Raw genomic sequence first — 25,848 nt, 5'->3', positions numbered from 1 at the left:
GGTTCCCACCGCTCCGGAGCCGACCGTGACCGTCCGGACGGCTATTATATAGGGTTAAGGACGGATCGGGCACAGGCCGGAGCGATGGCAGACGACACCAGCGATACGGGACTCGCACGCGTCGCCGACTGGCGGTCGACCCGGCGGTCGTTCGTCGCCGGCGTCGGGTCGGCGGCCGGCCTCGGCGCGTTCACCGGTACCGGCGTGGCTCAGCGGGGCGGAGGTCCGGGACGGCCCGGCGCCACGTACTTCGTCTACCGGGAGAACGGCCAGTACCGCGTGACCGACGGGACGGGCGTCGCGTTCCGGACGACGGCGGACCGCAGGGCCGAGGAGGCGTTCCAGTACGCGTTCGACGCCATCCCGGCGAGCGGCGGGACCGTCGTCGCCGCCGCGGACACGTTCCGCTTCGGCGGCCCGGCCACGCTCGGCGACGACACCGCACTGACCGGGCAGCGGGGCACGCGGTTCGTCGGGTCGCGGATCGGTCGGCGCGACGACCCGCTCCCGAGCGACGACCAGGAGAATCCCCTGCCGCGCGGTCACGACCTGATCCGGATCCGCGGCGACGACGTCGCCGTCACGAACGTCGAGTTCGACGGTGCGGGCACGCAACTGGACAGCCACGCCGTCCAGGCCGACGACGCCACCGGCGTCCTGATCGGGAACAACCGGACGGTCAACGGCTTCCAGATGGCGCTCTCCTTCACCGGCTGTGAGAACGTGGTCGTGCGCGGCAACGAGGTGGTGAACCCGAACTGGTACGGGATCACGAGCCGTGGCGCACCCGAAGGCGGGGAGCGCGACCTGAAGCGCTCGACCGACGTGGTCGTCGCGGAGAACCGTGTCTCGGGGATGAAGTTCAACAACATCGCCACCTACAACGTCAGCAACTTCAGCGTCGTCGGCAACGTCGTCTTCGACGGCGGCCACAGCCTGATCGCGTGCTCGCCGGCCCAGCAGGGGACCATCGTCGGCAACGTCTGTCGGAACTTGAACAAGTTCGGGGGCGACCCCGGCGGCGAGGCGGGGATCGAGATAGAGTACAAGGAGACCCACCTCAGCGAGGCCGTCGCCGGCACGCCCGAGGCGACGTCGTACGACGTCACCGTCTCGGGTAACGGGATCGAGAACTGCGAGGTCGGGTTCGTCGCCCGGACGGTTCCCGCCGACCCCGAGGACACCGCGGCACGCGAGGGGAGACGACCGCACAGTTTCACCGTCACCGGCAACGCGATCAACGACTGTGCGGCCGCGGGGATCCGGATCCGGTCGGGAGAGGCGGGCGTGATCGCCACGAACACGATTCGGAACGCCGGCACCCCCATCGACGTCGACGAGGAGTACACCGAGGACGTCCGGCGGGACCTTAACGTGACACGTTCCTGACCGGACGCACGAACCCGTTCGGGGGACAACGTTTAGTCACCACCGTCCTTTCTCCGGACCGATGAGCGAGACCGGACCGCCTGGAGACGACCTCGATCGGGATACGATCACGGGCAACGACATCGCCAACTGGCTGAACGCGAACGGCCCCGAGTGGGTGCTGCGGTTCGAACCCATCGGCGACGACGCGGAGTATCTCGGGTTCGTCGACGGACGGTTCAAACTCGCAGCCGACGACGAGGTCATCCCCATCGCCCTCGATTACTTCTCGGAGCTCGCGGATCGCACCCGGACGGTCGAGCCCGTCTCCGTCGAGGACTCCCCGTTCGCGACGGACGACGAGGCCGACGAGTCCTGATACCGTTTATTGGAAGTCGTCACCGGTGGTTCGCCCGACTGTCTTGGCGAACCACCGGTGAACAGTTACGATATCCGTACGAGGCCACGCAGGCTATTTGGTCGCGGACGCGGGAGTGGGCGTATGCGCTTCGATCACCTCGGCGTCGCCACGCGGGACGTCGACCGGTTCGCCGACCTGTTCGGGGGCCTCCTCGACGTTCCCGTGGCCCACCGCGAGCGGTTCGACGGCCTCGATGTGAGCTTCCTCGACCTGGGGAACGGCTATCTGGAACTGCTCGAACCGACCGACGACGCGGGACCGGTCGCCCGCTCGCTGGAGCGTGACGGCCCCGGCATCCACCACGTCGCCTTCGAGACGGCGGATTTGGCCGCCGCGCTCGACGCGGCGCGGGCACACGGCGTCGAACTCGTCGACGAGGAACCCCGGCCGGGCGCCTGGGGCCACCGGGTCGCCTTCCTCCACCCCGAATCGACCGGTGGCGTCCTCGTGGAGTTCGTCGAGGGCGAATGAACGATCCGCTCGACTACCGGGTCGACGTGAGCCCGGACGCGACGGCGCTCGTCGACGCCGACGCCGACGAGCGGTGGACGGTCGCCGACCTCGATTCGGCCGTGGAGCGGACCGCCGGTCGCCTCGCGGCGCTCGGCGTCCGTCCCGGCGACCGCCTCGCTGTCGTGCTCCCGCCCCGCGTGGCCACCGTCCGGGTGCTCCACGCGGCGCTCCGCCTGGGCGCCGTCACCGTCCCCCTCGGCCACCGGCTTACGTCCGCCGAACTCGCCACCAACCTGGACCGGGCGGCGGCGACGACCGTGATCTGTGCGGCGACGACGGCCGACCGGGCGGTCGCGGCGGCCGAGGAGGCCGGCGGCGTCCCCGTGGTCTCCGTCGACGACGCGACGACCGAGGGCGTGACCGCGCTCGACGCCCGCACCCCGGACGCCGTCGTCCCGCACGACTGGGCGCTCGACGCGACGGTCCTGATCCCGTTCACCTCCGGGACGACGGGCGATCCGAAGGGTGTGCGATTGACCCTCCGGAACCTCCTGGCGAGCGCCGCCGCCTCCGCCGTCCGCCTCGGCCTCGACCGCGCGGAGACGTGGCACGTCGCGCTCCCCCTGCACCACGTCGGCGGCCTCACGCCCACCTTCAGGATGCCGCTGTACGGCATGACGGTCGTGCTCCGGGAGTCGTTCGACGCCGCGGCCGTCGCCGACGACTTCGAGCGCTACGACGTGACCGCCACGTCGCTGGTGCCGACGACGCTCGACCGACTGCTCGACGCGACGTCGGGGTCGCTCGGGGACTCCCTCCGTGCGGTCCTGCTCGGGGGTGCGCCCGCCACCGAGGCGACGCTCGACCGGTGTGCGGATCGGGACGTCCCGGTCTTCCCCACCTACGGCATGACCGAGACGGCGTCACAGATCGCGACGGCGACGCCGGCCGAGGCACGTGAGTATCCGGGGACCGTCGGCCGGCCGCTGCTCTGGACCGAGGTGACCGTCCGCGGCGACGACGGCGAGGTGCGGCCGCCCGGCGAGGTGGGCGAACTCGTCGTCGACGGGCCGACGGTGACGCCGGGCTACCTCGGCGACAGCGGGGGTGACGCGCTCGGTACCGACGGCCTGCGGACCGGCGACGTGGGCTACCGCGACGCCGACGGCCGCCTGTGGGTTATCGGGCGGGTCGACGACCGGATCGTCACCGGCGGGGAGAACGTCGCCCCCGCCGAGGTGGCCGAGCGGCTTCGGACCCACCCCGACGTGGCCGACGCGGCGGTCGTGGGCGTCCCCGACGAGGAGTGGGGGGAGCGCGTCGCCGCGCTGGTCGTCCCCCGCGGGGATGCCGACCCCTCGGCGGCCGAACTCGACGCCCACTGCCGGGAGTCGCTGGCGGGGTACAAGGTCCCGCGGACGATCCGGTTCGCGGCGTCGATCCCGCGAACCGACTCGGGGACCGTCCGCCGCGAGGCGGTGCGGGAGCGGTTGCGGGAGTATAGTAGCGATTGAAACTGTTTGCACAGCCGACCGTACGCAGTACTGCGATCGGCTGTGTAATGACTTTCAATCGCTACTATAGCCGGCGACGCCGTTCTCGGCGGCCGAGACGCGGCGTTCGAGCGCGAACACCCCGACGGCCAGGCCCACACAGCCGACGATCAGCGTCGGCCACAGCAGGGCGGCGAGGCCGAAATCGAAGAAGGCGCCCCCGAGGGCGGCGCCGCCGCCCATCCCCAGGCGCTTGGCGACCTCGATCAGCGAGAGCCGCGACCCCCGCTCGTCCGCGTGGCCCAGGTCGCTCGCCAGCGACGTGACCAGCGGCGAGTGCAGCACCTCGCCGACGGTCCGGAGGACGAGGAAGGCCGCGAGCAAGCCGACGCCGAGGAGCGTCGTTCCCCGCGCGGTCGACCCGACGCCGACGGCCGCGAGGAGGGTGGGCGTCCAGTCGACGGCCACGACGGCGAGGAAGCTGACCGCCCAGAAGGCCGTCGACGCGACGAGGCCGCGCGTCCGTCGCCACCCCGAGACGGCGGCCAGCACCGGCATCTGGAAGACGACGAGGACGAGCGGGTTGAGGACGTAGAGCGTACCGATCTCCGCGGAGTCGAGCCCGAGCGTCTCGCTGGCGACGACGGGTACCGTCGCCTGCATCTGGGCGTACATGACCGCGAACCCGACGTTGAGACCGGCGAGCGCGAGGAGTCGGCGCTGGGAGATGGCCCGCCTCCAGTCGCCGACGCTCTCCGAGAGGGTGGCGGCCCCTCGTCCCTCGTGGACCCGCGGGAGGGCGGCGAGGAGGACGACGGCGACGACGGCGGAGGTGAGGCCGTCGGCGACGAAGACGGCCGTGTCGGCGAACTCGTAGAGCACGCCGCCGACGACGAACCCGGAGCCGAAGCCGACGTTGCTGGCGACCTTCAGGAGGCCGTAGCCGCGCTCGCGTTCCCCCGCGTCCGTGAGATCCGCGATCATCGCCTGACTCGCGGGGGCGTACAGCCCCGTCGTCAGACCCGCGGCCGTCGCGACGGCGACGAACCCCGCGCCCGTGGCGACGAGGGCGTACGCCGCGAGCGTGAACGCCGAGAGGGCCATGCTCCCGACCATCACCGGCCGCCGGCCGTAGCGGTCGGCGAGGTAGCCGCCGACGGCCGTCCCCGTCGCCGTGGCGACGTTGTTCGCGAGCAGGCCCAGGCCGACGACGCTCAGCGGGAGCCCCACCTGCAGGTGGAAGTGGATGCTCGCGAAGGGGTAGACCAGCCCCGATCCGAAGACGTTGATGAGACGCCCCCCGGCCACGGCGTAGACCGGCCGCCGGAAGCCACGGACGGCGTCGAGCGTCGATCCGAACACGTCACGGCGTCCGTCTCGCCCCTACGTGAACGGTTCGTTTCCGTGGCGCCCCGCGACCCCCGGCACGGGATCGACCCCCGTCTACGGATTCGCCGACACGTTTTCCTCCCGTGGGCGACGTGTCCACCCGATGCCCTCCCCGTCCCGTCGAACGATCCTCCGCGGTGCGTCCCTCGCCGTCCTCGGGAGTCTCGCCGGGTGTGCAGGCCGGTTCGGGAACTCGCCGTGGCTCGGCGAACTCGGCGCCACGAACCGCGACGCGCGACCGCACACGATCCACGTCCTCCTGCTCGAAGCCGACTCGCCGGTCTACTGGACATCGAAGCGCGTCCCGGCCGCCGGGCCGGACGGTCTGGGGACGGCGACCTTCGAGGGGTATCCTGACGGCGTCGAACCGGACCGCCTGCTCGTCCGTCCGGACGGTCGGCCCCTCGCGGCGGCCGAGCGGTTCGACTTCGCCGAGTACGACGCCGACTGCCTCGGACTCGACGTCGAGATCGGCGACGGACGCCCGCCGTCGCTGTCGATCTGGTACACGGCGGGGAGCGCCCCGTGCCGGACGACGGGACCCCCCGAGTGAGGGACCGTCGACCGTGCCGCGAACCGCTCCGAACGTCCTCGGAGCGCGCTCGATCCCCGGCGCTCCCGGCGAACATATTCGGGCAAACCGCCGTGTGAACGGATGACGTTCGTCCGAACACGTCCATGCCCTACGCCAAACTCACCATCGATCTGCCGTCCGCGGTCTGGATCGGGGAAGTCTCCCGGGCGTTCCCGTCGACGACGTTCCGGGTACTCTCGGCGGTCCCGTCGGGGGACGCCGGGTTCGGCCTGCTCGGAATCGAGAGCGAGGGGATGCCCGCCGTCCTCGACGCGCTGGAGGATCGCTCGGGCATCTCCTCGCTGGCACTGATGCAACGGACCGACGACACCGCCATCGTCCAGTTCGAGACGAGTGAACCGCTGCTCCTCCTGTCGATTCAGGAGTCGGGGGCCCCGATCGAACTCCCCCTCACTATCAGGGACGGCGAGGCGGTCATCGAACTCACGGCCTCGCGGGACCGGCTCTCGGAGTTCGGCCGCCAACTCGAGGCCTTCGGGATGTCCTACACCCTCAATCGGGTCTACGATACCTCGGAGTCGCCGGACCTGCTCACCGACGGGCAACAGGAGTTGCTCGTGACGGCCGTCGAGATGGGGTACTACGACACGCCGCGGGAGAGCACGCTGACCGAAGTCGCCGAGGCGGCCGATCTGGCGAAGTCGACGGCGAGTGTCACGCTCCACCGGGCCGAGGAGCGCGTGGTCAAGGAGTTCGTCACCGAGCGGCTGGACGTAGCCCTCGACGAAGCGCCACAGGCCGTGAGCTAGAAGGGGAGGATCGAACGCAGGCGGCCGAGGAGGCTCCCGCCCGTCGAGACGCGGTACTCCTCGAAGACGGGATGGAGCAGGTCGAGCAGTTCGGATTCGGAGTCGAAGTCCCGCTTGGGGAGTGCCTCCATCGCCTCCGAGAGCGCGACCGTGTTGCCGGCGGCGTCGTACGGCACGTCCGGATCGCCGAGCGCGCGGACGATCTCGTCCTCGGTCGCGGGGAACTCCACCTCCGCCCGGTCGAGGTGGCCGACCAGCGCCGCGATGCCGAACTCGACCGAATCAGGTGACGACGTGTCCTGCTGGGGCGGCCTGGCTGCCATTACCGGGGGTTGTCGGCGAACCACTAAAAACGACCGCCATTCCGCTTCGTCACGGAGAGTATAACCCACCCGCGCCCCTGGGTTCGGGCATGACCGAGTACACGACGGTCTCGATCCCGAAGGAACTCGGGGATCGGGTCGAGGAGACCATCGAAGGCACCAGTTTCTCCAGCACGAGCGACCTGGTCCGCTTCCTGCTCCGGAGCATCGTCATCCAGCACCAGCGTCGCGGCGAGTTGACCGAAGCGGAGTTCGAGGAGATCGCCGACCAGTTGGCCGACCTCGGCTACCTCGACTGATACTGTTTATTGTAAGTCATTACCGGTGGTTCGCGGGACCGTCTCGGCGAACCACCGGCAACCAGTTACAATAATCCGTATGAGGCGGACCGTCGGCGGGGCGGGCCGGGACACCCACTCGACGCCCGCTCAGTCGGGCAGCGACTCGACGGGTGGCTCGGCGTCGACGACGGTCAGTTCCAGGCGTCGCCCCCGGCGGTCGAAGGCGAGCAGGTCCTCCCACGGCGGCACCGCGAGCAACACGACGCCCGCGAGGTCGTCGCGGCGGGTGAGCTCCGCGGGCCCCTGCGGGTGGCTGAGAAAGCGGGCACGCCCCCGGCCCGCGGGCGTCCCGAGGTCGACGCCGAACACGTCGCTGACGGCTCGCCCCGCCGCGGGGAAGTAGACGTGACTGAGGACCGGCGTCGACGGGTCGAACTCCAACTCGGCGTCGAACTCGTCGGCGGTCGTCGCATCGAGGACGAGGTTCACGGACGCGGGCTCGGCGTCCGCGGCGCGTTCGAGCAGCATCTCGACCAATCCCCGAGTGGCGTAGACCGCGGTTCGGTCCGTGCGGTCGCGAGTCACCCCAGCACCATCTCGCGGAGCATATTCGCGTACGCGGCGGGCAGTCGGCGTCGCGCGCCGTCGAGGGCGTCCCGGAGCGCGTCGCCCGCGTCCGTGACGACGCCCTCCCCGTGGCCGACGAGCACCCGCTCGGGATCGAAGTCGGCGAGCGCCCGGCGGGGGGGAATCGGTCGGAGCATCGGGTGGACCCCGAGGCGTTCCGACCCGGCCCGGAAGAACGAGGCGGTGCCAACGGCCTCGGGCACCAGGAGCGTCTCGTCCGTGTAGAGTGCAGCCTCCTGCCACGGCGGCAGGGAGGCGTCGCGGACCCGACGGACGCGGTAGCCCGAGTCCCCGAGTTCGGCGCCGAACCGCTCGACGGGCACGTCGAACGACGGCGCCACCCCGTCCATCCACTCGGGGATGTAGACGGGTGCATCGTGGCGGGCGGCGACCGTCCCGGCGTCGCGCTCGTGGCGGTCGAGACAGACCGCGACGCCGGCGACATCGCCCAACTCCGCGAGCAGGTCGTCGAGTCCCGGCGCGTCGACCGGATCGACGACCCACACCCCGTCGTCGCCGACGAGGGCGTGGCTCGCCCGTTGCATCCGCTCGTCGGGGTAGGCGATCCAGCCGACGCCGCCGTCCCAGCGGTCGATCTCTCGCAGGTCCGGGTGACCCCCCTTCAGTGGCATACCCCTCCGTGGGGGCGGGACGCGCTTAAACCCTCGATCCGCCGCTAGGAGAGTCGGTCGGTGTCGATGCCGACGTCCGGTGGCGTCACGACGAGGAAGCCACGGAAGCGCATCAGCGTCCCGCCGGCGTCCCTGACCTCGCGGGCGAACCCGGCGGCGAGCCGATTCAGGTCCCCGTCGACGTCCAACACGAGGACGTCGCCGCCCTCGACGGCCGTGATCCACTCGGCCGGATCGGTGGTCCCGTCGAGGACGCCGAGGATCACCTCCGAACCGCCGTCCTCCCCACCCTCGAGTTGCTCCTCCGCGTTGCGGAGGTCGAGGTCGAACTCGCTCATGGCCAAACGGTCGCGGGGGCGCGAGAAAAGCGTTCGGGCGTCGCGAGGCGCCGATCAGTCGGGATCGAACTCGCCGCGCCGGAGCCCCTGCCGGACCGGTTCGTGTTCGGCGTCCGTCGGCGGCGGCGCGGTCACGACGAGCGCCTCCAGGTGCCGGTCGCCGTCGGCCTTGATCCCCCGGGGCGTGTCCGCCGGAACGACGACGGCGTCACCGGGTTCGACCCGGTGGGACGTCTCGTCCTCGCGGACGACGCCCGTGCCCGCCCTGACCGAGACGACGAGGTCGCTCCCCGGTGCGTGGACCGGGATGAACTGTCCCGGTTCGAAGTAGACGCGGAGCACCTTCGCCCGGTCGCTCTCGAAGGTGGTCTTCGCGGTGAACCGGTCGTCGTCGTACTCGCGTCCGGCCTCGAAGTCGATCAGTGGCATGGTGGACACGCCCCGCCGCTTCCCGAGAGGGTTTCCCCCGAACGTGTTCGTGCTCGTGGAACGAATCGCCCGCGGGTTCGCCGCCGGTCGGTAACCTCTCCGACAGCCGAGGGGAACGAATCGACGGACGAAACCGGGATCGTCGCGAACTGATCAGGCGGCTGATGATGCGGGCCACAGGGACAACTTTTTATATCGGGGGCGTCCTCTGGTAGGATACAATGTCTAACGACATGGAGGATTCGTCGGAGACCCCGGCGGATCGAGTTCTTCCAGGGCACGTTGGCCCGCACCGGTGAAATCGACGGTGTACGAATTTTCGACACGACGCTACGAGACGGTGAGCAGTCGCCACGCACGTCGTTCAGTTACGACGAGAAGCGAGACATCGCCGAAGTACTCGACGACATGGGCACCCACGTCATCGAAGCGGGGTTCCCGGTCAACTCGGACGCCGAGTTCGAGGCCGTTCGGGACATCTCGAACGCCACCGACACGACGGTGTGTGGCCTCGCCCGCGTCGTCGACAAGGACGTTGAGGCGGCGATCGATTCGGGCGTGGAGCTGGTCCACGTCTTCGTGAGCACGAGCGACGTGCAACTGCAGGACTCCATGCACGCCTCCCGCGAGGAGGCGGTCGAGCGCGCGGTCAGTTGCGTCGAGCGCGTGAAGGAGGCGGGCGTGGAGTGCATGTTCTCGCCGATGGACGCCACCCGGACCGACGACGACTTCCTCGTCGAGATGGTGGAGTCGGTCAGCGAGGCGGGAACCGACTGGATCAACATCCCCGACACGTGTGGGGTCGCGACCCCCACTCGCTTCATGGACCTGGTGCGGATGGTCCGTGAGAACACCGACGCGCGGGTCGACGTGCACGCACACGACGACTTCGGCCTGGCGACGGCCAACGCCATCGCCGGGTTCGAGGCCGGCGCCGCGCAGGCACAGGTGTCGGTCAACGGCATCGGCGAACGCGCCGGCAACGCGGCCTTCGAGGAGGTCGTGATGGCCTCCGAGGCGCTGTACGACGTCGACACCGGCATCGACACCACCCGGATCACGGAGCTGTCCCGGATGGTCGAGGAGTACAGCGACATCCCCAACCCGCCGAACAAGCCCGTCGTGGGACGGAACGCCTTCTCCCACGAGAGCGGCATCCACGCCGCGGGCGTCATCGAGAACTCGGACACGTTCGAGCCGGGCGTGATGACCCCCGAGATGGTGGGTGCCACCCGGGAGTTCGTGCTCGGGAAGCACACGGGGACCCACTCGGTGCGCAAGCGCCTCGAGGAGATCGGCTACGCCCCGACCGACTCGGAGGTCCGGGCCGTCACGCGACTGGTCAAGGACTACGGCGCGGACAAGGAGCGCGTCACGATGGCGGACCTCCGGCGGTTCGCCCGCGAGGAGAACGTCACGCGCGAGGAGGAGGTTCGCGCCTGATGGGGCCACGCCCGCTCGCTCCACCCGTGGAGCGGCGGGTGGCCCCCCGTCCGACAGACCGCGACGGAAAGCGTTATACGCTCGGAGTGGGATCCAACGGGTACGATGCGAGGGTTCGACGTCGACCGCAGTCAGGCCGCGAGCGCCGGCCCCTCCGGGGGCCGCCAGCGCGGAGTCGGCGGTCCGGTCGAGCCCATTGTAGGGGCTGTATAGCCCCTCATCACCCACTATCCTCTCCGGCACACGTACCGTCCACAGGGAGCCAGACGGCCACTCGACCAATGACCCACACACACAGGCAGCGACGGAGGCACCGTCACCGACCGACCGAGACAGGACCATGAGCGAACGAACGACCAAACAGCGGGAGACCGAGGAGACGACCGACGCCAAGGGTGGCGACGGCGCGCCGACGACCGTCACGTCCGGCGCGACGTCCACCGTGCGCGCCCTGGAGAACGCCGGCATCGAGACCATGTTCGGGGTGCAGGGCGGCGCGATCATGCCGGTGTACGACGCCCTCTGGGGGTCGGACATCGACCACGTGATGATGGCCCACGAGCAGGGGGCGGCCCACGCCGCCGACGCCTACAACGTGGTGTCGGGGCGGCCGGGCGTCTGTTTGGCCACCTCGGGGCCCGGCGCGACCAACCTCGTGACAGGCATCGCGGACGCGAACATGGACTCCGACGCCGTGGTGGCGTTGACCGGCCAGGTGCCACAGACCATGGTCGGCAGCGACGCCTTCCAGGAGACGGACACCACGGGCATCACCGCACCGATCACGAAGAACAACTACTTCGCGAGCGACGCCGACACCGTCGGCGACACCGTCGGCGAGGCGGTGGCCCTCGCGGGTAGCGGTCGCCCGGGGCCGACGCTCGTCGACCTCCCGAAGGACGTGACGAACGACGAGACGGACCGCGAACCGGGGATGCCACAGACGCCGGAGACGTACACGCCCCAGGAGGAGGCCGACCCCGAGGCCGTCGAGACGGCCGCGAACGCCATCGAGTCGGCCGACCGGCCGCTCCTCCTGTTCGGCGGCGGCGTCACGAAAGCCGGCGCCAGCGAGGAGGCGCGGGCCTTCGCCACCGAGTACGAGGTTCCGGTCGTGACGACGATGCCCGGCATCGGGACCATGCCCGAGGACCACGAACTCTGTCTGTCGTGGGCGGGGATGCACGGCACCGGCTACGCCAACATGGCGATCAACCACACCGACCTCCTGATCGCCGTGGGTACCCGCTTCGACGACCGACTCACGGGCGGCATCGACACCTTCGCCCCCAACGCGGAGGTGATCCACGTCGACATCGACCCCGCGGAGATCAGCAAGAACATCCACGCGGACTACCCACTGATCGGCGACGCGGGGAGCGTCCTCGAACAGCTCCACGACGCGGTGTCCGAGGCGCCCGACGCCGACGAGTGGCGCGAGCAGTGCCAGACCTGGAAGTCGGAGTACCCGATGGACTACGCGGCGCCGGACGACGAGCCGCTGAAACCGCAGTTCGTCGTCGAGGCGCTGGACGAGGCCACGAGCGACGAGGCCATCGTCACCTCGGGCGTCGGCCAGCACCAGATGTGGGCGTCCCAGTACTGGACGTTCCGCGAGCCGCGCAAGTGGATCTCCTCGCACGGCCTGGGGACGATGGGCTACGGGCTCCCCGCGGCCATCGGCGCCCGTCTGGCCGCCGACGACGGCGAGGAAGTCGTCTGCATCGACGGCGACGGCTCCTTCCTGATGACGGTCCAGGAGCTCTCGGTCGCGGTGCGTGAGGACCTCGACGTCACGGTCGCCATCCTGAACAACGAGTACATCGGGATGGTCCGCCAGTGGCAGGACGCCTTCTTCGAGGGGCGCCACATGGCCGCCGGCTACAGCTGGATCCCGGAGTTCGACAAGCTCGCGGAGGCCTTCGGCGCCCGCGGCTGGCGCGTCGACGACTACGACGAGGTGGCCGACGCCGTCGAGGAGGCGCTCTCCTACGACGGGCCCTCGGTGATCGACTTCCACATCGATCCCGCGGAGAACGTCTACCCGATGGTGCCGAGCGGCGGTGCGAACGACCAGTTCGCCCTCTCGGAGGACCAACTATGAGCGGCGGACTGGAGGGGCCGCCGCCCGAGGAGCGCCAGTCGCCGGACGGACGGCGCAACTCCCAGGGCATCCGCATCGACCCCGAGGTGGAGGCGGAGCCGGAGAGCCGGCGGGCCGTCCTCTCGGCGCTCGTGAAACACGAGCCGGGGGTCCTGGCCAACGTCTCCGGGCTCTTCCGCCGGCGGCAGTTCAACATCGAAAGCCTGACCGTCGGTCCGACCACCGATGGGGACCGGGCGCGGATCACCCTCGAGATCGACGAGCCCGAACCGGGCATCGAACAGGCCAAAAAGCAACTCCAGAAGCTCGTCCCGGTCATCGCCGTCACGGAGCTCGAACCCGACGCCATCCGGCGCGAACTCGCCTTGATCAAGGTCGACGGGAGCGCCCCCGACCAGGTGGGTGCGGTGGCGGAGATGTACGACGGCAAGACCGTCGACGTCTCCCGGGAGTCGGTGACGGTCGAGATCACGGGCAGCGAGCAGAAGATCGACGCCGCCGTCGAGACGTTCGGGCGGTTCGGCATCCACGAGATCGTCCGAACCGGCACCGCGGCGCTCGAACGCGGCACGCGAAAGACGACATAACACAATGAGCGAAACAGAGTTCACCACACCGGTATACTACGACGACGACGCGAACAGGGACGCAATCGCCGACAAGACCGTGGCCGTCCTCGGCTACGGCAGCCAGGGGCACGCCCACGCCCAGAACCTCGACGACAGCGGGATCGACGTGGTCGTCGGTCTCCGGAAATCCTCGGACTCGTGGGCGCAGGCCGAGAACGACGGCCTGCGCGTGGCGACCCCGGACGACGCCGCCGCGGAGGCGGACGTCGTCTCGATGCTCGTCCCCGACACCGTCCAGCCGGCGGTGTTCGAGGCCATCAGCGACGGTCTGGAGGAGGGCGACACCCTCCAGTTCGCCCACGGGTTCAATATCCACTACAACCAGATCCACCCGCCCGAGGGCGTCGACGTGACGATGATCGCGCCCAAGACGCCGGGCCACCTCCTCCGGCGAAACTACGTCGAGGATACGGGCACGCCCGCCCTCCTCGCCGTCTACCAGAACACGACCGGCGAGGCCAAGGAGGAGGCGCTCGCGTACGCTCAGGCCATCGGCTGTACCCGCGCCGGCGTCGTCGAGACCTCATTTAAGGAGGAGGTCGAGACGGACCTGTTCGGCGAACAGGCCGTCCTCTGTGGCGGCATCACGTCGCTCATCAAGAAGGGCTACGAGACGCTCGTCGACGCGGGCTACAGCCCCGAGATGGCCTACTTCGAGTGTCTCAACGAGATGAAGCTGATCGTCGACCTGATGTACGAGGGCGGGATGGCCGAGATGTGGAACTCGGTCTCCGACACCGCCGAGTACGGCGGCCTCGCGGTCGGGCCGGACATCGTCGGCGAGGGCGTCCGCGAGAACATGGACGAGGCGCTGGAGCAGGTCCAGAACGGCGAGTTCGCCCGCGAGTGGATCGCGGAGAACCAGGCCGGCCGCCCGAGCTACACCCAGCTCCACCGGGCCGATCGGAACCACGACATCGAGGAGGTCGGCGCCCGACTGCGCGCGCTGTTCTCCTGGGCTGACGAGGAGGCCCCGGAGGAGGCAGAGGCCCCGGCCGATGACTGATCGGACGGGAACGGCCGTCGCCGGTGGGTCGACGCGCGAGACACCGACGAGGATCCGACGACGATGAGCGAAGGTACGCTGTACGACACGGTGTGGGACCGACACAAGGTCGCGGATCTGCCGAACGGGCAGGACCAGCTGTTCATCGGCCTGCACCTCATCCACGAGGTGACCAGCCCCCAGCCGTTCTCGGAGCTCCGGGAGCGGGGCATCGAGGTTCCCTACCCCGAGCGCAACGTCGCCACGGTGGATCACATCGTGCCGACCAGGCCGGAGGGTCGCGAGCGTCCGCTGGCCGACGAGTCCGCCGAGGGGATGCTCACCGCACTGGAGCGAAACACCGGCGAATCGGGCATCCAGTTCTACGGGCTGGACTCCGAGAAGCAGGGCATCACCCACGTCGTCGCACCCGAGTTGGGGCTGACCCAGCCGGGGATGACCGTCGTCTGTGGCGACTCCCACACCGCCACCCACGGCGCCTTCGGCGCCATCGCCTTCGGCATCGGCACCAGTCAGGTCCGAGACGTGCTGGCCTCGCAGTGTGTCGCCGCCGACAAGGCCGACGTGCGACGCGTCGAGGTCGACGGTCGGCTCGGTCCGGGCGTCCACTCGAAGGACCTGATCCTGAAGATCATCGCCGAACTCGGCGTCGACGGCGGCGTCGGCTACGTCTACGAGTACGGCGGCGAGGCGATCCGCGACCTCTCGATGGAGGAGCGGCTCGCGGTGTGTAACATGTCCATCGAGGGCGGCGCCCGCGCGGGCTACATCAACCCCGACGAGACCACCTACGAGTTCCTGCGGGGCCGCGAGTTCGCCCCCGAAGGCGAGGCCTTCGAGGAGCGCAAGGCGTACTGGGAGTCGATCAAGAGCGACGACGACGCCGAGTACGACGACGTGGTCAACCTCGACGCGAGCGATCTGGAGCCGATGGTCACTTGGGGAACGACCCCCGGGCAGGCCGTCGGCGTCTCGGACCCCGTCCCCGCGCCCGCGGATCTGCCGGAGGGGAAACGCGAGGCCGCCCGCACCGCCCAGGACCACACGGGCGTCGAACCCGGCGAGCCGATGGCCGGCTACGACATCGACGTGGCCTTCCTCGGCACATGCACGAACGGCCGCGTGAGCGACTTCCGCGAGGCCGCGGCCGTCCTCGAGGGCCGCGAGGTCCACGACGACGTGCGCGCGCTCGCGGTGCCCGGCTCACAGACGGTGAAATCGAAGCTCGAAGCCGAAGGGGTCGACGAGACTTTCCGCGAAGCGGGCTTCGACTGGCGCGAGGCGGGCTGTTCGATGTGTCTGGCCATGAACGACGACTCCCTGGAGGGCGACGAGCGGTGTGCGTCCTCCTCGAACCGCAACTACGTGGGTCGACAGGGGAGCAAGGACGGCCGGACCGTGCTGATGAGCCCCGCGATGGTGGCCGCCGCCGCCGTCGAGGGGGAAGTGACGGACGTGCGCGACCTGACGGAGGTGGACGCATGAGTGACGACGGTGGCGACGACGGCGTCGGCGTCGAGGAGATGAAGGTGCGCCGCGTCGCCGGGACGGGCGTCCCCGTCCGCGGCGACGACATCGACACCGACCAGATCATCCCCGCACGGTTCCTCAAGACGACGACCTGGGAGGGGATGGACCAGTACGCCTTCTACGACGCCCGCCGTGACGACGACGGCGAACTCAACGACCACCCCTTCAACGAGTACCGGGGCGCGAACGTCCTCGTCGTCAACGACAACTTCGGCTGTGGCTCCTCGCGGGAGCACGCGCCGCGGGCGCTCGCCCGCTGGGGCGTCGAGGCCATCGTCGGCGAGTCCTTCGCGGAGATCTTCGCGGACAACTGCAAGTCGCTGGGTATCCCGGCGGCGACGACCGACCCGGAGACGGTCGCCGAGTTACAGGACTTCATCGAGGCGAACCCCGAGGCGGGGATCGAACTCGACGTGGTCGGGGAGACGGTCACCTACGACGGGAAGACCGTCGACGTCGACATCGACGAGGCGATGCGCGGTGCGCTGGTGCAGGGCATCTGGGACACCGTTGCCCTGCTCCGGTCGAACATGGACGCCATCGACGGGACGGCGGCCGACCTGCCGTACGTCGAGTCGCGATGAGCGAGACCGTCGCGGTGATCCCGGGCGACGGCATCGGTCACGAGGTCGTCCCTGCGGCCCTGGAGGTGCTCGATTCCGTCGCCGACGTCGAGTTCGTCCACGTGGAGGCCGGGGACGCCGTCGCCGAGCGGACGGGTGACCCGCTACCCGCGGAGACCCTGGAGGCGGTCACGGACGCCGACGCGACGCTGTTCGGCGCGACCGGCGAGACGTCGGCGGACGTGATCCTCCCGTTGCGGGACGCCGTCGACTCCTTCGTCAACGTGCGCCCGGCGCGGACCTACCCCGGCGTCGACGCCGTGCAACCCGAGACGGATCTGGTGATCCTCCGGGAGAACACCGAGGGGGTCTACGCGGGCATCGAGAACCGTCTCTCGGCGGACGTCTCGACCCTGACGCGGCTGGTGACCCAGTCCGCATCCCGGCGGTTCGCCGAGTTCGCCTGTGAGTACGTCGAGTCGAACGGGCTGGACGGCTTCACGATCGCTCACAAGAACAACGTGATGCGCGTCACCGACGGCCTCTTCGTCGACACCGTACGCGAGGTGGCCGCCGAACGCGGCGTCGACGCCGACGACGCGTACATGGACGCGATGGCGACACACCTCGCGATGGATCCCGGGCAGTACGACGTGATCGTCTGTCCGAACCTGGCGGGGGACATGCTCTCGGATCTGGCCGCCGGCCTCGTCGGCGGCCTCGGCCTGTTGCCCAGCGCGAACGTCGGGGCCGAGCGGGGTATCTTCGAACCCGTTCACGGCTGTGCGCCCGACATCGCGGGTGAGGGAATCGCCAACCCGACGGCGACCATCCTCTCGGCCGCGATGCTCCTCGAGTTCCTCGGGGCCGACGCGGCGGCCCGTGACGTGCGGACGGCCGTCGAGTCGACGCTCGCCGACGGGCCGCGGACGCCGGACCTCGGCGGGACGGCGACCACCGACGAGGTGGCCGCGGCGGTCGTCGACCGGCTCCCCGAAGGTTAAGATAGCTCGCCGCCTTCGTCCGAACGTATGCCACAGATCCATCTCGACGACGAGACTGTCGCCCGACTCGACGAACTTCGCCAGGAGGACGAGGAGTACGACGAGATCGTCACCGAACTCATCAACATCTACGAGGCCGAGGAGCTGACGCTGTTCCACAGCGGCGACGAGGTCTAAGCCGTTCCGTCGCTGTACGCCTCGCGGACCTCCGTCCACTTGCCGTGGTCTTCGAGCCGCGCTTGGAGTTCGGCGGCGTACTCCCCGACGAGTCGCTCGGCGGCGTCGAGCCGTTCCTCCTCGTCGTCGTCGCCGAGGCCGAGCGCGCCGCGGACGGCGTCGAGGACGCCGGTGCCGCTGTCCCCCTGTGGTGTGCCGCCGGCGGGACCCGCACCCTGTCCGACCTTCTCCAACTCCGGCATCATCTGCGGGAGGTTCTCCGTGTCGGGGACGATCCGTGCCCGCTCCGGATCGTCCGGATGCTCGATTTCGAACTCGACGGCGGTCATGATCAACCCCCACTCCTGGTTCGAGAACTCCGAGGCACGGACCCGATCGCTGAACTTCCGGTCGACCGCCATCCGGTCGCTGACGATCCTATCGGTCCAGTTCGACATGTCGCGCCGTACGGCGAGCCAACGTATCAGCGTTTCCCACGACGCCGCGCGTACGTGCCGCCGATCCCACGCGTAACTTATGGATGAGACGGGGATACCGCATCCCCGGAATACCCGGATGTCCGGCGGTGTCGGTCGGCCTGGGGCGCCGTCGTCGTCATCCGAATAATCACCCGACGTCGTCGGGATGAGTCGTGCGAATGGGGCGGAAAGCTTATATACGGCGCCCGCTCCAGCACCGGCTACGCAGATGTTCGACTCACTGTATCGCGCCGGCGTGTCCACCGTTTACCAGTTGACCCTCGTGGCCGGCATCGTCCTGATGCCGGTCGCCCTGCTCGCGAGCCGCCTCGGCGTTCCGGTGCCGGTCGGCGACATCGTGTCGGCCGTGGGGCGTGCCTACGAGAGCGCCGCGTGAGCGTCGGGAAGGGTTGCATTTATCAGCGCGCCCCCGCAAGGGCAGGTGATGCGTACTCCGACGAATCAGGACTTTTCACGGACACAGGAGCGTCTCGACGGCGGCGACCGGCCGGTGTTCGGCCCCGAGATCGGCGAGTTCACCGACACCGACCAGCGCCTCGCCGCGGCCGAAGACGAGGACAAGGAGATGAAAACCGGGACCACGACCGTCGGCCTCTCGACCGAGGACGGCGTCGTGATGGCGACCGACATGCGCGCGAGCGCCGGCCGGATGGTCTCCAGCAAGGACGTCCAGAAGGTCGAACAGATCCACCCGAACGCCGCTCTCACCATCGCGGGGTCGGTGTCGGCCGCCCAGTCGCTCATCAGCTCGCTTCGCTCCGAGGCCAGCCTCTACGAGACCCGACGCGGCAAGGAGATGAGCATGGAGGCGCTCTCGACGCTCACGAGTAACTTCCTCCGCTCGGGGGCCTTCTTCATCGTCTCCCCGCTCCTCGGCGGCGTCGACGAGGACGGTTCCCACGTCTACAGCCTCGACCCCCTCGGTGGACTGATGGAAGAGGACTACGCCGTCTCCGGCTCGGGGAGCCAGTACGCTCTCGGTGTCCTCGAACAGGAGTACGACGAGGAACTCTCGGTCGACGAGGCGAAGTCCGTCGCCGCCCACGGCATCCAGAGCGCGGTCGAACGCGACCTGGCCTCCGGCAACGGTATCAACGTCGCCGTCGTCACCGACGAAGGTGTCGAGATCACGAAACACAAGGACTTCGAGTCCCTGCTGTAGGCCGTCGCTTCTCAGCCGTCCGACGGCTACGTTCCGTCTCCGTCGTCCAACCAATCGGCGAACGACCCGTCGAGCAACGTCTCCGTCTGATTGTCCACGTAGGCACGCTGCATCGCGGGGATGGCCGTCGCCAGCGACGCGCCGTCCGCGACCCGCCGTCGCACCTGGTCACGTTTCCACGACGCCGGCGTGACGCCCGCCTCGACGCGCGCCCGCAGGGGCTCGACGTACGATTCGGCCTCGTCGGTCGCACAGCCCGCAGCCCGGAGTCCCTCGACGGCGTGGGAGAAGAGGTCGTCGTAGATGGTTTCGGGGTCGGTCGTCTCCTGGCCGTCGTTGGTGATCCAGCGTTGCTCGCCGGCGGTGCCGTGACGGGCCGCGGCGTAGAAGTTCTCCCGGGCGACGCCCCAGTCTTGGCCGATCACGGGGTGTTCGTGGCGGGGGAGACTCTCCATCAGGCCGGCGAAGGTCGCCAGGAAGGCGATGGAGTCGCGGACGGTCGGCTGGGCGGCGATGGGCCGGAACTCGATCCGGGCGTTGGCCGAGGAGCGGTCGGCGCCGTCGAAGACGGGGCGCACCCACCGCCAGAACGTGCCGTGCTTGCGCCGGAGCGTGGCGAACTTGTCGTCGAAGCGGTCGCCCCGGTCGACGGGCATGGGGACGACGGTCGGATCGTTGGCGACGCGGTCGACCGCCTCCTCGACGGTGTCGAGGTCACGCGGGAAACGCACCTTCTCGGCGCCCTCGGTGTTGAGGACCGACTCGAAGACGTGGATGCGGTTCTCCGCGCGGGCGTCCTCGACGACCGCCGCCGGGTCGACGCCCTCGTCGTAGAGGTCCGGCGGGAAGAACGGGGAGTTGACGCCGAGGGCCAGCAACGGCCCGGCGACACGCAGGGCGTAGTTGTGGTAGGTCGGCAGGTCGGAGGCGTGGGGCACCTGGTAGTGTGGCTGGATGGAGGTGATGAGGCTCTCGGGCATCACCGTGTCGGCCTCCAGACTGACGTGTGGCGCCTCGACGACGAAGGGGGTCGGCGCGTTCCGGCCGTTGGCCATCGCGTGGTACCGCACCGCGTCGGTCATGTTGGTGGCGACGCGGACCCCCTCGTCGGAGATGCTGTCGGTCAGATACCGACGGGCGGTTTCCCCCGACGGCGGGATCGTCCAGATGCCGTCGCTGACGAGGCGCATCCCCTCGATGCGTGTGGTCTGGAGCGCCGAGGAGAGGTGTGAACGGACGCCCGCCGCCTGCGCCCGGAGGCCCTCGGCGTTCAACGGCTGTGGGCTGGTCGTCATCTCCGCGTTGTGCAACCCGAGTTCCTTCTCGAAGCGGATGAGTTCGAGGAGTCGCCGCGGCACGCGGACGAGTTCCGAGCCCGCGTCGTCGTCGTCGCCGTTCCGCCGCCACCGGCCGTCGGCGACGGCGTAGAACTCGTACTCCAGTCCGACGATGGACCGGTGGTTGTCGAAGGTTCCGTCCTTGAGTTCGGCCTTCACCACCTCCGCGTCCGCCTGTGCCTGGGCGCGGAACTCCGAGACGTCCACGTCGAGGACGTCCCGAACCCGGGCCACCAGGTCACGGTTCATACCCACCCCTGCACGATACATCGTCTTGAATCCCGTGACTCCGAACACCGGAACCCGCCGCGCTTAAGCGCTCCCCGAACGGAGCCCGATCCGATGGATTTCGCCGACTTCGCCGACCGGGTCGCCGACGTCGAGGCCGAGACGGCCGATCTGGAGATCACGTCGCTGGCCGCGGGGTTGCTGGCCGACGCCGGTGACGACCTGTCCGTCGTCGTCCGGCTCCTGCTCGGACGGGTCGTGCCCGCCTGGGACACCACGACCCTCGACGTGGGGCCGAGCCTCTGTCACGAGGCGCTCGCGCGCGCCGCCGGGACGAACGTCACCGCGGACGACGTGGCCGACCGACTGGCCGAGACCGGCGACATCGGGGCCGTCGCCGAGTCGCTCGATACGGGCGGACAGCGGGGCCTCGCCGCGTTCGCCGCCGCCGACCCCGACCCCCTCACCGTCGCCGACGTCGACGACCGCCTGCGGGCGCTGGCGAACGCCGACGGGTCGGGGAGCCAGGACCGCAAGGTCGACACCCTGTTCGGCCTGTTCAACCGCGCCGACCCGCTCGCGGCCCGGTACCTCGCCCGCCTCGTCCTCTCGGAGATGCGGATCGGCGTCGGCGAGGGGACGGTTCGGGACGCCATCGCCGAGGCGTTCGACGTCCCCGTCGACGCCGTCGAGCGCGCGCTCCAGGTGACCAACGACTACGGTGCGGTGGCGGTTCGCGCCCGCGACGAGGGGGTGGCGGGGCTGGCGGACGTGACGCTGACCGTCGGCCGGCCGGTGCGGGCGATGCTGGCCCAGACCGGCACCGTGGCCGACGCCCTCGACGCGTGGGGGACCGTCGCCGTCGAGACGAAGTTCGACGGCGCGCGGGTGCAGGTCCACCACGACCCCGACGGGGAGACGGCCGTCTACTCCCGGAACATGGCGGACGTGACCGACGCGCTCCCCGAACTCGTGGAGTTCGTCGAGGGCGCGGTCGACGTGCCGGTCATCCTCGACGGCGAGGCGCTCGCCGTCGACGACGACGGCAATCCCCTCCCCTTCCAGGCGGTGCTCCGTCGCTTCCGGCGCAAACACGACGTGGCCCGGATGCGCGAGGAGGTGGCCGTCGAACTCCGCGCGTTCGACTGCCTCCACGCGGACGGGACGGACCTGCTCGACGTCCCCCTCCGCGACCGTCGCGACCACCTCGAATCGACGCTGCCGTCCGGCCGCTCGCCGCTCACGATCACGGACGACCCCGACGCCGTCGCGGACCGGGAGGCCGAGGCGCTGGCGGCGGACCACGAGGGCATCATGCTGAAGAACCCCGACTCGGCGTACACGCCGGGCAAGCGTGGGCAGAACTGGCTGAAGCGAAAGCCCGAAGTCGAGACGCTCGATCTGGTCGTCACGGGCGCCGAGTGGGGCGAGGGGCGGCGGGCGAACCACCTCGGCACCTTCCTCCTGTCGGCACGGGACGCATCCACCGACGGCGACGACTTCGTCACCATCGGCAAGGTGGCGACGGGTATCTCCGACGAGCGACTGGCCGCCCTGAGCGACCGGCTGGAGCCGCTGATCCAGCGGCAGGACGGAACCGAGGTCGACATCGACCCAACCGTGGTCTTCGAAGTCGGCTACGAGGCGATTCAGGAGTCGCCCACGTACGGCTCGGGCTACGCGCTCCGGTTCCCGCGGTTCGTTGCCGTCCGCGAGGACAAGACGCCCGCGGACGCCGATTCACTGTCGCGGATCGAGCGGCTGGCGGACGACTGATCTCCCGGTCCCGCAACGTCACAGCGGACCGGTTGTCGTTCACAGCGACACCGTTTTGATCAGCGTGTCTCGGAACGTTCTTTCGACACCCGTGAGCCGTCGCTCTCGTCGCGAAGTAATGCGCCAATGATATAAGAATCACCGCTCAGGCACCGCAATACCTCGATTAACCCCCGCTTAGTTGCATTAACTCCTCGCTTGATTCCGCTAACCGCTCAATAGCTAACGGGGTGTCATCCATGGGTCGATCCGGATGGCGGAGCGGTCCGACCCACAGGGCGTACGGCGTCGCCGCCGCACGACGGTTCGACTCCGTCGGTGGGCCTCCCCGCGAGGGGGAAGACAACAATGAGCGACCAACGATTCGACCTCTCCCGTCGGAAGGCACTCGCCGCACTCGGTACCATCGGCGTCGCCTCGGCGGGTGCGGGACTCGGGACGAGCGCGTACTTCAGTGATCAGGAGACCTTCGAGAACAACCAACTGACCGCGGGGACGCTGGATCTGGGTGTGGGCTATTCGACCCACTACTCGGACTGGAGCGAGGACGAGGGCGACGATGTCGCGGTCAACATGTACGAGGGCGAGGCCGGCGAGACCGGCACCGCCTCGGAACTCACGCCCGGCTACACCGGGTTGCCCGCGAACGACGCGTGGCTGATCGAGGTCGACAACCCCGATCAGTTCCTCGACAACACCCTACAGAACGAGGTCACGAACGACGGCTGTGCCGACGAGGGCGTCGGCGCCCTCACCCAGGCCGACGGCGAGAGCGCGATCGTCGACCTGCAGGACGTGAAGCCGGGTGACTTCGGCGAGGTCACCTTCGACCTCGAACTCTGTACGAACCCCGGCTACGTCTGGATCAACAACCCGGGCGGCGTCACCGCCGCCGAGAACGGTATCACGGAGCCGGAGGCCGACGATCCACAGGAGGACGGCGACGCGGACTCCACCGATCCGGCCGACGTGGAACTGCTGGACGTCGTCCAGGCGGCCGTGTGGCTCGACGACGGCGACAACTACCAGGACGGCGGCGAGAGTCCGCTGCTGGTCGACAGCCTCCGGAACGTCCTCGACGCACTCGACAGCGGGAACGGCGTCCGGATCGACGGCGCGAACACGAGCATCGCGGACTCCTCACCGACCGACTTCACCCGTGCGGGAATCACGCGCTTCGACACCGGCGGCGACGGCAACTACGACGCCGACGTGGAACTCGTCGACGACCCCGTCGACAGCGGAAAGGTCGCCCACGCCACCTCCGGCGGCGAGGCGACGAACGACTACGTGACGACTGGCGTGTCGCTCCCCGAACCGACACTCGGCGATCTGACGGACGATCCCACGAATCCGACGACGACGCTAACCTACCAGTACTACGAAGGCGCGAACAACGGTACGTCGGCGCCGGACGAGCTGTACCTCCTCATCGAGGAGGCCGACGGGACCCGACACGTCGTCTACCACACGTCGAACACCGACGACAGCGGCGGCGCGGACGGCTGGGCCACCCGGAACGTCCACCGGGAGATCGCCGGGAACCCCGATCCCGAGGACAATCCGAACTTCAACTGGTTCGAGCTCACGGACGGTGGAGTCAACACCGTTGGCAACGCCGACGGGACCGACCTCAGTGACGTCTACGGCGACGACGCCGTCGTTCTCTCGATGGCCGCCGGTCGCGGGACCCTCGGCGGTGGCGACACGCTCGACGTCTACTACCGCAATCCCGCGGTCGGCGGATCGCTGGTCGGCTCCTTCCCCACCGCCTGTTTCCGCGGCGAGACCGAGTTCAGCGCCGCCTTCGCGTGGTGGGTCCCGGTCGACCACGGCAACGAGATCCAGTCCGACCAGGCCGAGTTCGACCTCGGCTTCTACACCGAGCAGTGCCGCCACAACGACGGCAGCGGCATGAACAACGCGGCAGTGGACGACGACCAGACCGACGACAGCTAGGTCGAATCGATCGCCCGTCCGTGACCTCCCGTGTTCGTCGGCCGGCGCGGCTTTTTGTTTTCGGCGGGCGAACCCCGACTCGATCATGACCATCCGTCACGACGGCTGCTCGATCCGCTGGCTCGGCTACGCGACCGCCCGCGTCGACGACGGCGAGACGGCCGTCTACACCGATCCCGGTCGCTACGGCGTGTTGACCGGTAACTGGGAGCCGCCGGAGGGCGTGGACACCCGGCACCCTGCCGGCCCCGCCTACGACGCCCGCGACGGCGACGTCGTGGTCGTCACCCACGACCACCACTACGACCCCGACGGGATCCGCCGCGTCGCCGCCCCGGACGCCACGCTCGTCGTCTACGAGGGCGTCGACGCCGAGCGCGCGGGTCGGCCGCCATCACCCGAAGCGCTCGCGGAACGGGAGGGGTACGATCTGATCCGGATCGGGGAGCGCGAGCGGGTCGAGGCGGCGGGCGTCCCCGTGCGGAGCCTCCCGGCGTACAACGACCCCGAGGGGTCGCACACGAGGCCGGACGGTTCCGTCGTCCACCCGGAGGGGTTCGGCGTCGGTTACGAGTTCGAACTCGGCGGCGTCCCGGTCTTCTGGCCCGGCGACTCCGACGTGTTACCCCACCACTCGGCTCTCGACGTCTCCCTCCTGCTGGCCAACATCTCGGGATCCGTGTGCATGGATCGCCACGAGGCGGCGTCGCTCGCGGCGGATCTGGACCCCGACCTCGTCTGTCCGATCCACTACGACACGCAGGCGTTTCTGGCCGCCGACTCCAAGGCGTTCGCGGCCGACGTTGCCAGTCGCGGCGTGCCGGTCGTTCTCGACGAAGGGTGGACGTGATCAGGTCTCCGTCGTCCACGACCCGATCCGCTCGAACTCGATTCCGTCCGCCTCCAGCAGTTCCACCAGCGTCGCGTTCCCCCGCGATACGTCGACGAACTCGCCGTCGAGATGCGCATCGGGGTGTTCGGCGGGTTCTGGTTCGAAGTGGGCCGTCAGCTCCAGTCCGCTCGGGTGCGCGTAGCCGCGGACGTGTGTCTGCCACCACTCCAATCCGGACGGATGATCACCGACGTACTGCACTCGCCGCACGTTTACGATTTCGTTGTGGTAGTGGTAGGACATTTCCCATCCCGGTTCGAAGAAGCGTTCCCCGAGAAACGCCTCCGCCTCACCCTCGGTCATGTCGACGACGACGGCCGGGTTCTCCGGTTTGGGCTTCGAGAAGAACGTCTTCCGGAGCCACCAGAACGACCACTTGAGCGCCCGGAGCGGCGTCTCGGGCAGGTGACGGAGGCGGCCACGATCGGTGTCGAACGTCATACCGCCCGCTACGCCGTCGA

The 25,848-nt window shown here is 69.4% G+C and carries 29 protein-coding genes; 20 read left to right on the top strand and 9 right to left on the bottom strand.

Going from position 1 to position 25,848, the window contains the following annotated elements:
- Window positions 1-84: 84 nt before the first annotated feature.
- From NO364_RS09135 to menE, 4 genes are all read left to right on the top strand, one after another.
- Entirely contained in the window at window positions 85-1,389 is a 1,305-nt protein-coding gene (locus NO364_RS09135; protein WP_257627340.1) for a right-handed parallel beta-helix repeat-containing protein, read from the top strand.
- 61 nt (window positions 1,390-1,450) lie between these two features.
- Window positions 1,451-1,747, top strand: a complete 297-nt coding sequence (locus NO364_RS09130) for a hypothetical protein (protein ID WP_257627339.1) — start codon at window positions 1,451-1,453, stop codon at window positions 1,745-1,747.
- A 123-nt stretch (window positions 1,748-1,870) separates the two neighbouring features.
- Window positions 1,871-2,260, top strand: a complete 390-nt coding sequence (gene mce / locus NO364_RS09125; protein ID WP_157687792.1) for a methylmalonyl-CoA epimerase — start codon at window positions 1,871-1,873, stop codon at window positions 2,258-2,260.
- Entirely contained in the window at window positions 2,257-3,756 is a 1,500-nt protein-coding gene (menE, locus tag NO364_RS09120; protein WP_257627338.1) for an o-succinylbenzoate--CoA ligase, read from the top strand. The genes mce and menE overlap by 4 nt, the downstream gene beginning before the upstream one ends.
- Window positions 3,757-3,810: 54 nt before the next feature.
- Here the strand turns inward: menE and NO364_RS09115 are convergent, their stop codons facing one another.
- The gene (locus NO364_RS09115; protein WP_257627337.1) at window positions 3,811-5,097 is read right to left on the bottom strand and encodes an MFS transporter; all 1,287 of its coding nucleotides are present in this window, start codon (window positions 5,095-5,097) and stop codon (window positions 3,811-3,813) included.
- 130 nt (window positions 5,098-5,227) lie between these two features.
- Here NO364_RS09115 and NO364_RS09110 point away from each other — a divergent pair, with 130 nt between their 5' ends.
- Entirely contained in the window at window positions 5,228-5,677 is a 450-nt protein-coding gene (locus tag NO364_RS09110) for a hypothetical protein (protein ID WP_257627336.1), read from the top strand.
- A 125-nt stretch (window positions 5,678-5,802) separates the two neighbouring features.
- Window positions 5,803-6,468, top strand: a complete 666-nt coding sequence (locus tag NO364_RS09105; protein WP_257627335.1) for a helix-turn-helix domain-containing protein — start codon at window positions 5,803-5,805, stop codon at window positions 6,466-6,468.
- Here the strand turns inward: NO364_RS09105 and NO364_RS09100 are convergent.
- Complete coding sequence (locus tag NO364_RS09100; RefSeq protein WP_257627334.1) at window positions 6,465-6,791, bottom strand: hypothetical protein; 327 nt, start codon at window positions 6,789-6,791, stop codon at window positions 6,465-6,467. The genes NO364_RS09105 and NO364_RS09100 overlap by 4 nt on opposite strands.
- Window positions 6,792-6,880: 89 nt before the next feature.
- Between NO364_RS09100 and NO364_RS09095 the strand changes: the two genes are divergently transcribed.
- Entirely contained in the window at window positions 6,881-7,090 is a 210-nt protein-coding gene (locus NO364_RS09095) for a ribbon-helix-helix domain-containing protein (RefSeq protein WP_157687798.1), read from the top strand.
- Window positions 7,091-7,219: 129 nt separating this feature from the next.
- Here NO364_RS09095 and NO364_RS09090 read toward each other — a convergent pair whose 3' ends face one another.
- From NO364_RS09090 to NO364_RS09075, 4 genes are read right to left on the bottom strand one after another with little or no spacing between them, the layout of a single operon-like run.
- Window positions 7,220-7,657, bottom strand: coding sequence for a JAB/MPN domain protein-containing protein (locus NO364_RS09090; RefSeq protein WP_484494540.1), 438 nt, complete (start codon window positions 7,655-7,657; stop codon window positions 7,220-7,222).
- Window positions 7,654-8,331, bottom strand: coding sequence for a hypothetical protein (locus NO364_RS09085; protein ID WP_157687799.1), 678 nt, complete (start codon window positions 8,329-8,331; stop codon window positions 7,654-7,656). The genes NO364_RS09090 and NO364_RS09085 overlap by 4 nt, the downstream gene beginning before the upstream one ends.
- Window positions 8,332-8,375: 44 nt before the next feature.
- Complete coding sequence (locus NO364_RS09080; protein ID WP_157687800.1) at window positions 8,376-8,669, bottom strand: DUF5779 family protein; 294 nt, start codon at window positions 8,667-8,669, stop codon at window positions 8,376-8,378.
- A gap of 54 nt (window positions 8,670-8,723) precedes the next feature.
- Window positions 8,724-9,098 carry a cupin domain-containing protein gene (locus tag NO364_RS09075; RefSeq protein ID WP_257627333.1) on the bottom strand — a complete coding sequence of 125 codons (375 nt, stop codon included), beginning with the start codon at window positions 9,096-9,098 and terminating at the stop codon, window positions 8,724-8,726.
- A 192-nt stretch (window positions 9,099-9,290) separates the two neighbouring features.
- Here NO364_RS09075 and NO364_RS09070 point away from each other — a divergent pair, with 192 nt between their 5' ends.
- The 8 genes from NO364_RS09070 to NO364_RS09035 all read left to right on the top strand — a co-directional run bounded on the left by NO364_RS09070 (window position 9,291) and on the right by NO364_RS09035 (window position 17,554).
- Window positions 9,291-10,541 (top strand): LeuA family protein, encoded by a 1,251-nt coding sequence (locus NO364_RS09070; RefSeq protein WP_233255333.1) that lies wholly within the window; start codon window positions 9,291-9,293, stop codon window positions 10,539-10,541.
- Between the two features lie 340 nt (window positions 10,542-10,881).
- Window positions 10,882-12,645, top strand: a complete 1,764-nt coding sequence (gene ilvB / locus NO364_RS09065; RefSeq protein WP_157687802.1) for a biosynthetic-type acetolactate synthase large subunit — start codon at window positions 10,882-10,884, stop codon at window positions 12,643-12,645.
- Window positions 12,642-13,232, top strand: coding sequence for an acetolactate synthase small subunit (ilvN, locus tag NO364_RS09060; protein WP_157687803.1), 591 nt, complete (start codon window positions 12,642-12,644; stop codon window positions 13,230-13,232). Before ilvB ends, ilvN begins: the two co-directional genes overlap by 4 nt.
- A gap of 4 nt (window positions 13,233-13,236) precedes the next feature.
- The gene (gene ilvC, locus NO364_RS09055; protein ID WP_157687804.1) at window positions 13,237-14,280 is read left to right on the top strand and encodes a ketol-acid reductoisomerase; all 1,044 of its coding nucleotides are present in this window, start codon (window positions 13,237-13,239) and stop codon (window positions 14,278-14,280) included.
- 63 nt (window positions 14,281-14,343) lie between these two features.
- Entirely contained in the window at window positions 14,344-15,765 is a 1,422-nt protein-coding gene (gene leuC / locus NO364_RS09050) for a 3-isopropylmalate dehydratase large subunit (RefSeq protein WP_257627332.1), read from the top strand.
- The gene (leuD, locus tag NO364_RS09045; RefSeq protein WP_157687806.1) at window positions 15,762-16,394 is read left to right on the top strand and encodes a 3-isopropylmalate dehydratase small subunit; all 633 of its coding nucleotides are present in this window, start codon (window positions 15,762-15,764) and stop codon (window positions 16,392-16,394) included. Before leuC ends, leuD begins: the two co-directional genes overlap by 4 nt.
- A complete protein-coding gene (locus NO364_RS09040; protein ID WP_157687807.1) occupies window positions 16,391-17,377 on the top strand; it encodes an isocitrate/isopropylmalate dehydrogenase family protein in 987 nt (328 codons plus the stop codon). Before leuD ends, NO364_RS09040 begins: the two co-directional genes overlap by 4 nt.
- Window positions 17,378-17,404: 27 nt before the next feature.
- Window positions 17,405-17,554, top strand: coding sequence for a DUF7557 family protein (locus NO364_RS09035; RefSeq protein WP_199243691.1), 150 nt, complete (start codon window positions 17,405-17,407; stop codon window positions 17,552-17,554).
- On the opposite strand, the gene NO364_RS09030 is transcribed toward NO364_RS09035, so the two are convergent.
- A complete protein-coding gene (locus NO364_RS09030) occupies window positions 17,551-17,991 on the bottom strand; it encodes a DUF5799 family protein (protein ID WP_257627331.1) in 441 nt (146 codons plus the stop codon). The genes NO364_RS09035 and NO364_RS09030 overlap by 4 nt on opposite strands.
- Before the next feature lie 277 nt (window positions 17,992-18,268).
- Here NO364_RS09030 and NO364_RS09025 point away from each other — a divergent pair, with 277 nt between their 5' ends.
- Together NO364_RS09025 and psmB are read left to right on the top strand one after the other, a co-directional pair.
- Window positions 18,269-18,409 (top strand): hypothetical protein, encoded by a 141-nt coding sequence (locus NO364_RS09025; RefSeq protein WP_257627330.1) that lies wholly within the window; start codon window positions 18,269-18,271, stop codon window positions 18,407-18,409.
- A 48-nt stretch (window positions 18,410-18,457) separates the two neighbouring features.
- A complete protein-coding gene (gene psmB / locus NO364_RS09020; RefSeq protein ID WP_157687810.1) occupies window positions 18,458-19,195 on the top strand; it encodes an archaeal proteasome endopeptidase complex subunit beta in 738 nt (245 codons plus the stop codon).
- A 26-nt stretch (window positions 19,196-19,221) separates the two neighbouring features.
- On the opposite strand, the gene NO364_RS09015 is transcribed toward psmB, so the two are convergent.
- Window positions 19,222-20,781 (bottom strand): glutamate-cysteine ligase family protein, encoded by a 1,560-nt coding sequence (locus NO364_RS09015; protein ID WP_157687811.1) that lies wholly within the window; start codon window positions 20,779-20,781, stop codon window positions 19,222-19,224.
- A 93-nt stretch (window positions 20,782-20,874) separates the two neighbouring features.
- Between NO364_RS09015 and ligA the strand changes: the two genes are divergently transcribed.
- The 3 genes from ligA (at window position 20,875) to NO364_RS09000 (ending at window position 25,345) form a co-directional block, all read left to right on the top strand.
- A complete protein-coding gene (gene ligA, locus NO364_RS09010; RefSeq protein WP_257627329.1) occupies window positions 20,875-22,536 on the top strand; it encodes an ATP-dependent DNA ligase LigA in 1,662 nt (553 codons plus the stop codon).
- Between the two features lie 348 nt (window positions 22,537-22,884).
- On the top strand, window positions 22,885-24,495 hold the full coding sequence (locus tag NO364_RS09005) for a CalY family protein (protein ID WP_257627328.1): 1,611 nt from the start codon (window positions 22,885-22,887) through the stop codon (window positions 24,493-24,495).
- Between the two features lie 85 nt (window positions 24,496-24,580).
- Entirely contained in the window at window positions 24,581-25,345 is a 765-nt protein-coding gene (locus tag NO364_RS09000) for an MBL fold metallo-hydrolase (protein ID WP_257627327.1), read from the top strand.
- Here the strand turns inward: NO364_RS09000 and NO364_RS08995 are convergent, their stop codons facing one another.
- A complete protein-coding gene (locus NO364_RS08995) occupies window positions 25,346-25,828 on the bottom strand; it encodes a hypothetical protein (protein WP_257627326.1) in 483 nt (160 codons plus the stop codon).
- Window positions 25,829-25,848: the final 20 nt, after the last annotated feature.

The organism is Haloplanus salinarum (genome assembly GCF_024498175.1).
GTDB lineage: Archaea > Halobacteriota > Halobacteria > Halobacteriales > Haloferacaceae > Haloplanus > Haloplanus salinarum.
Note: the sequence above shows the minus strand (reverse complement) of the source record. Positions and strands in the feature narration are given on the sequence as shown.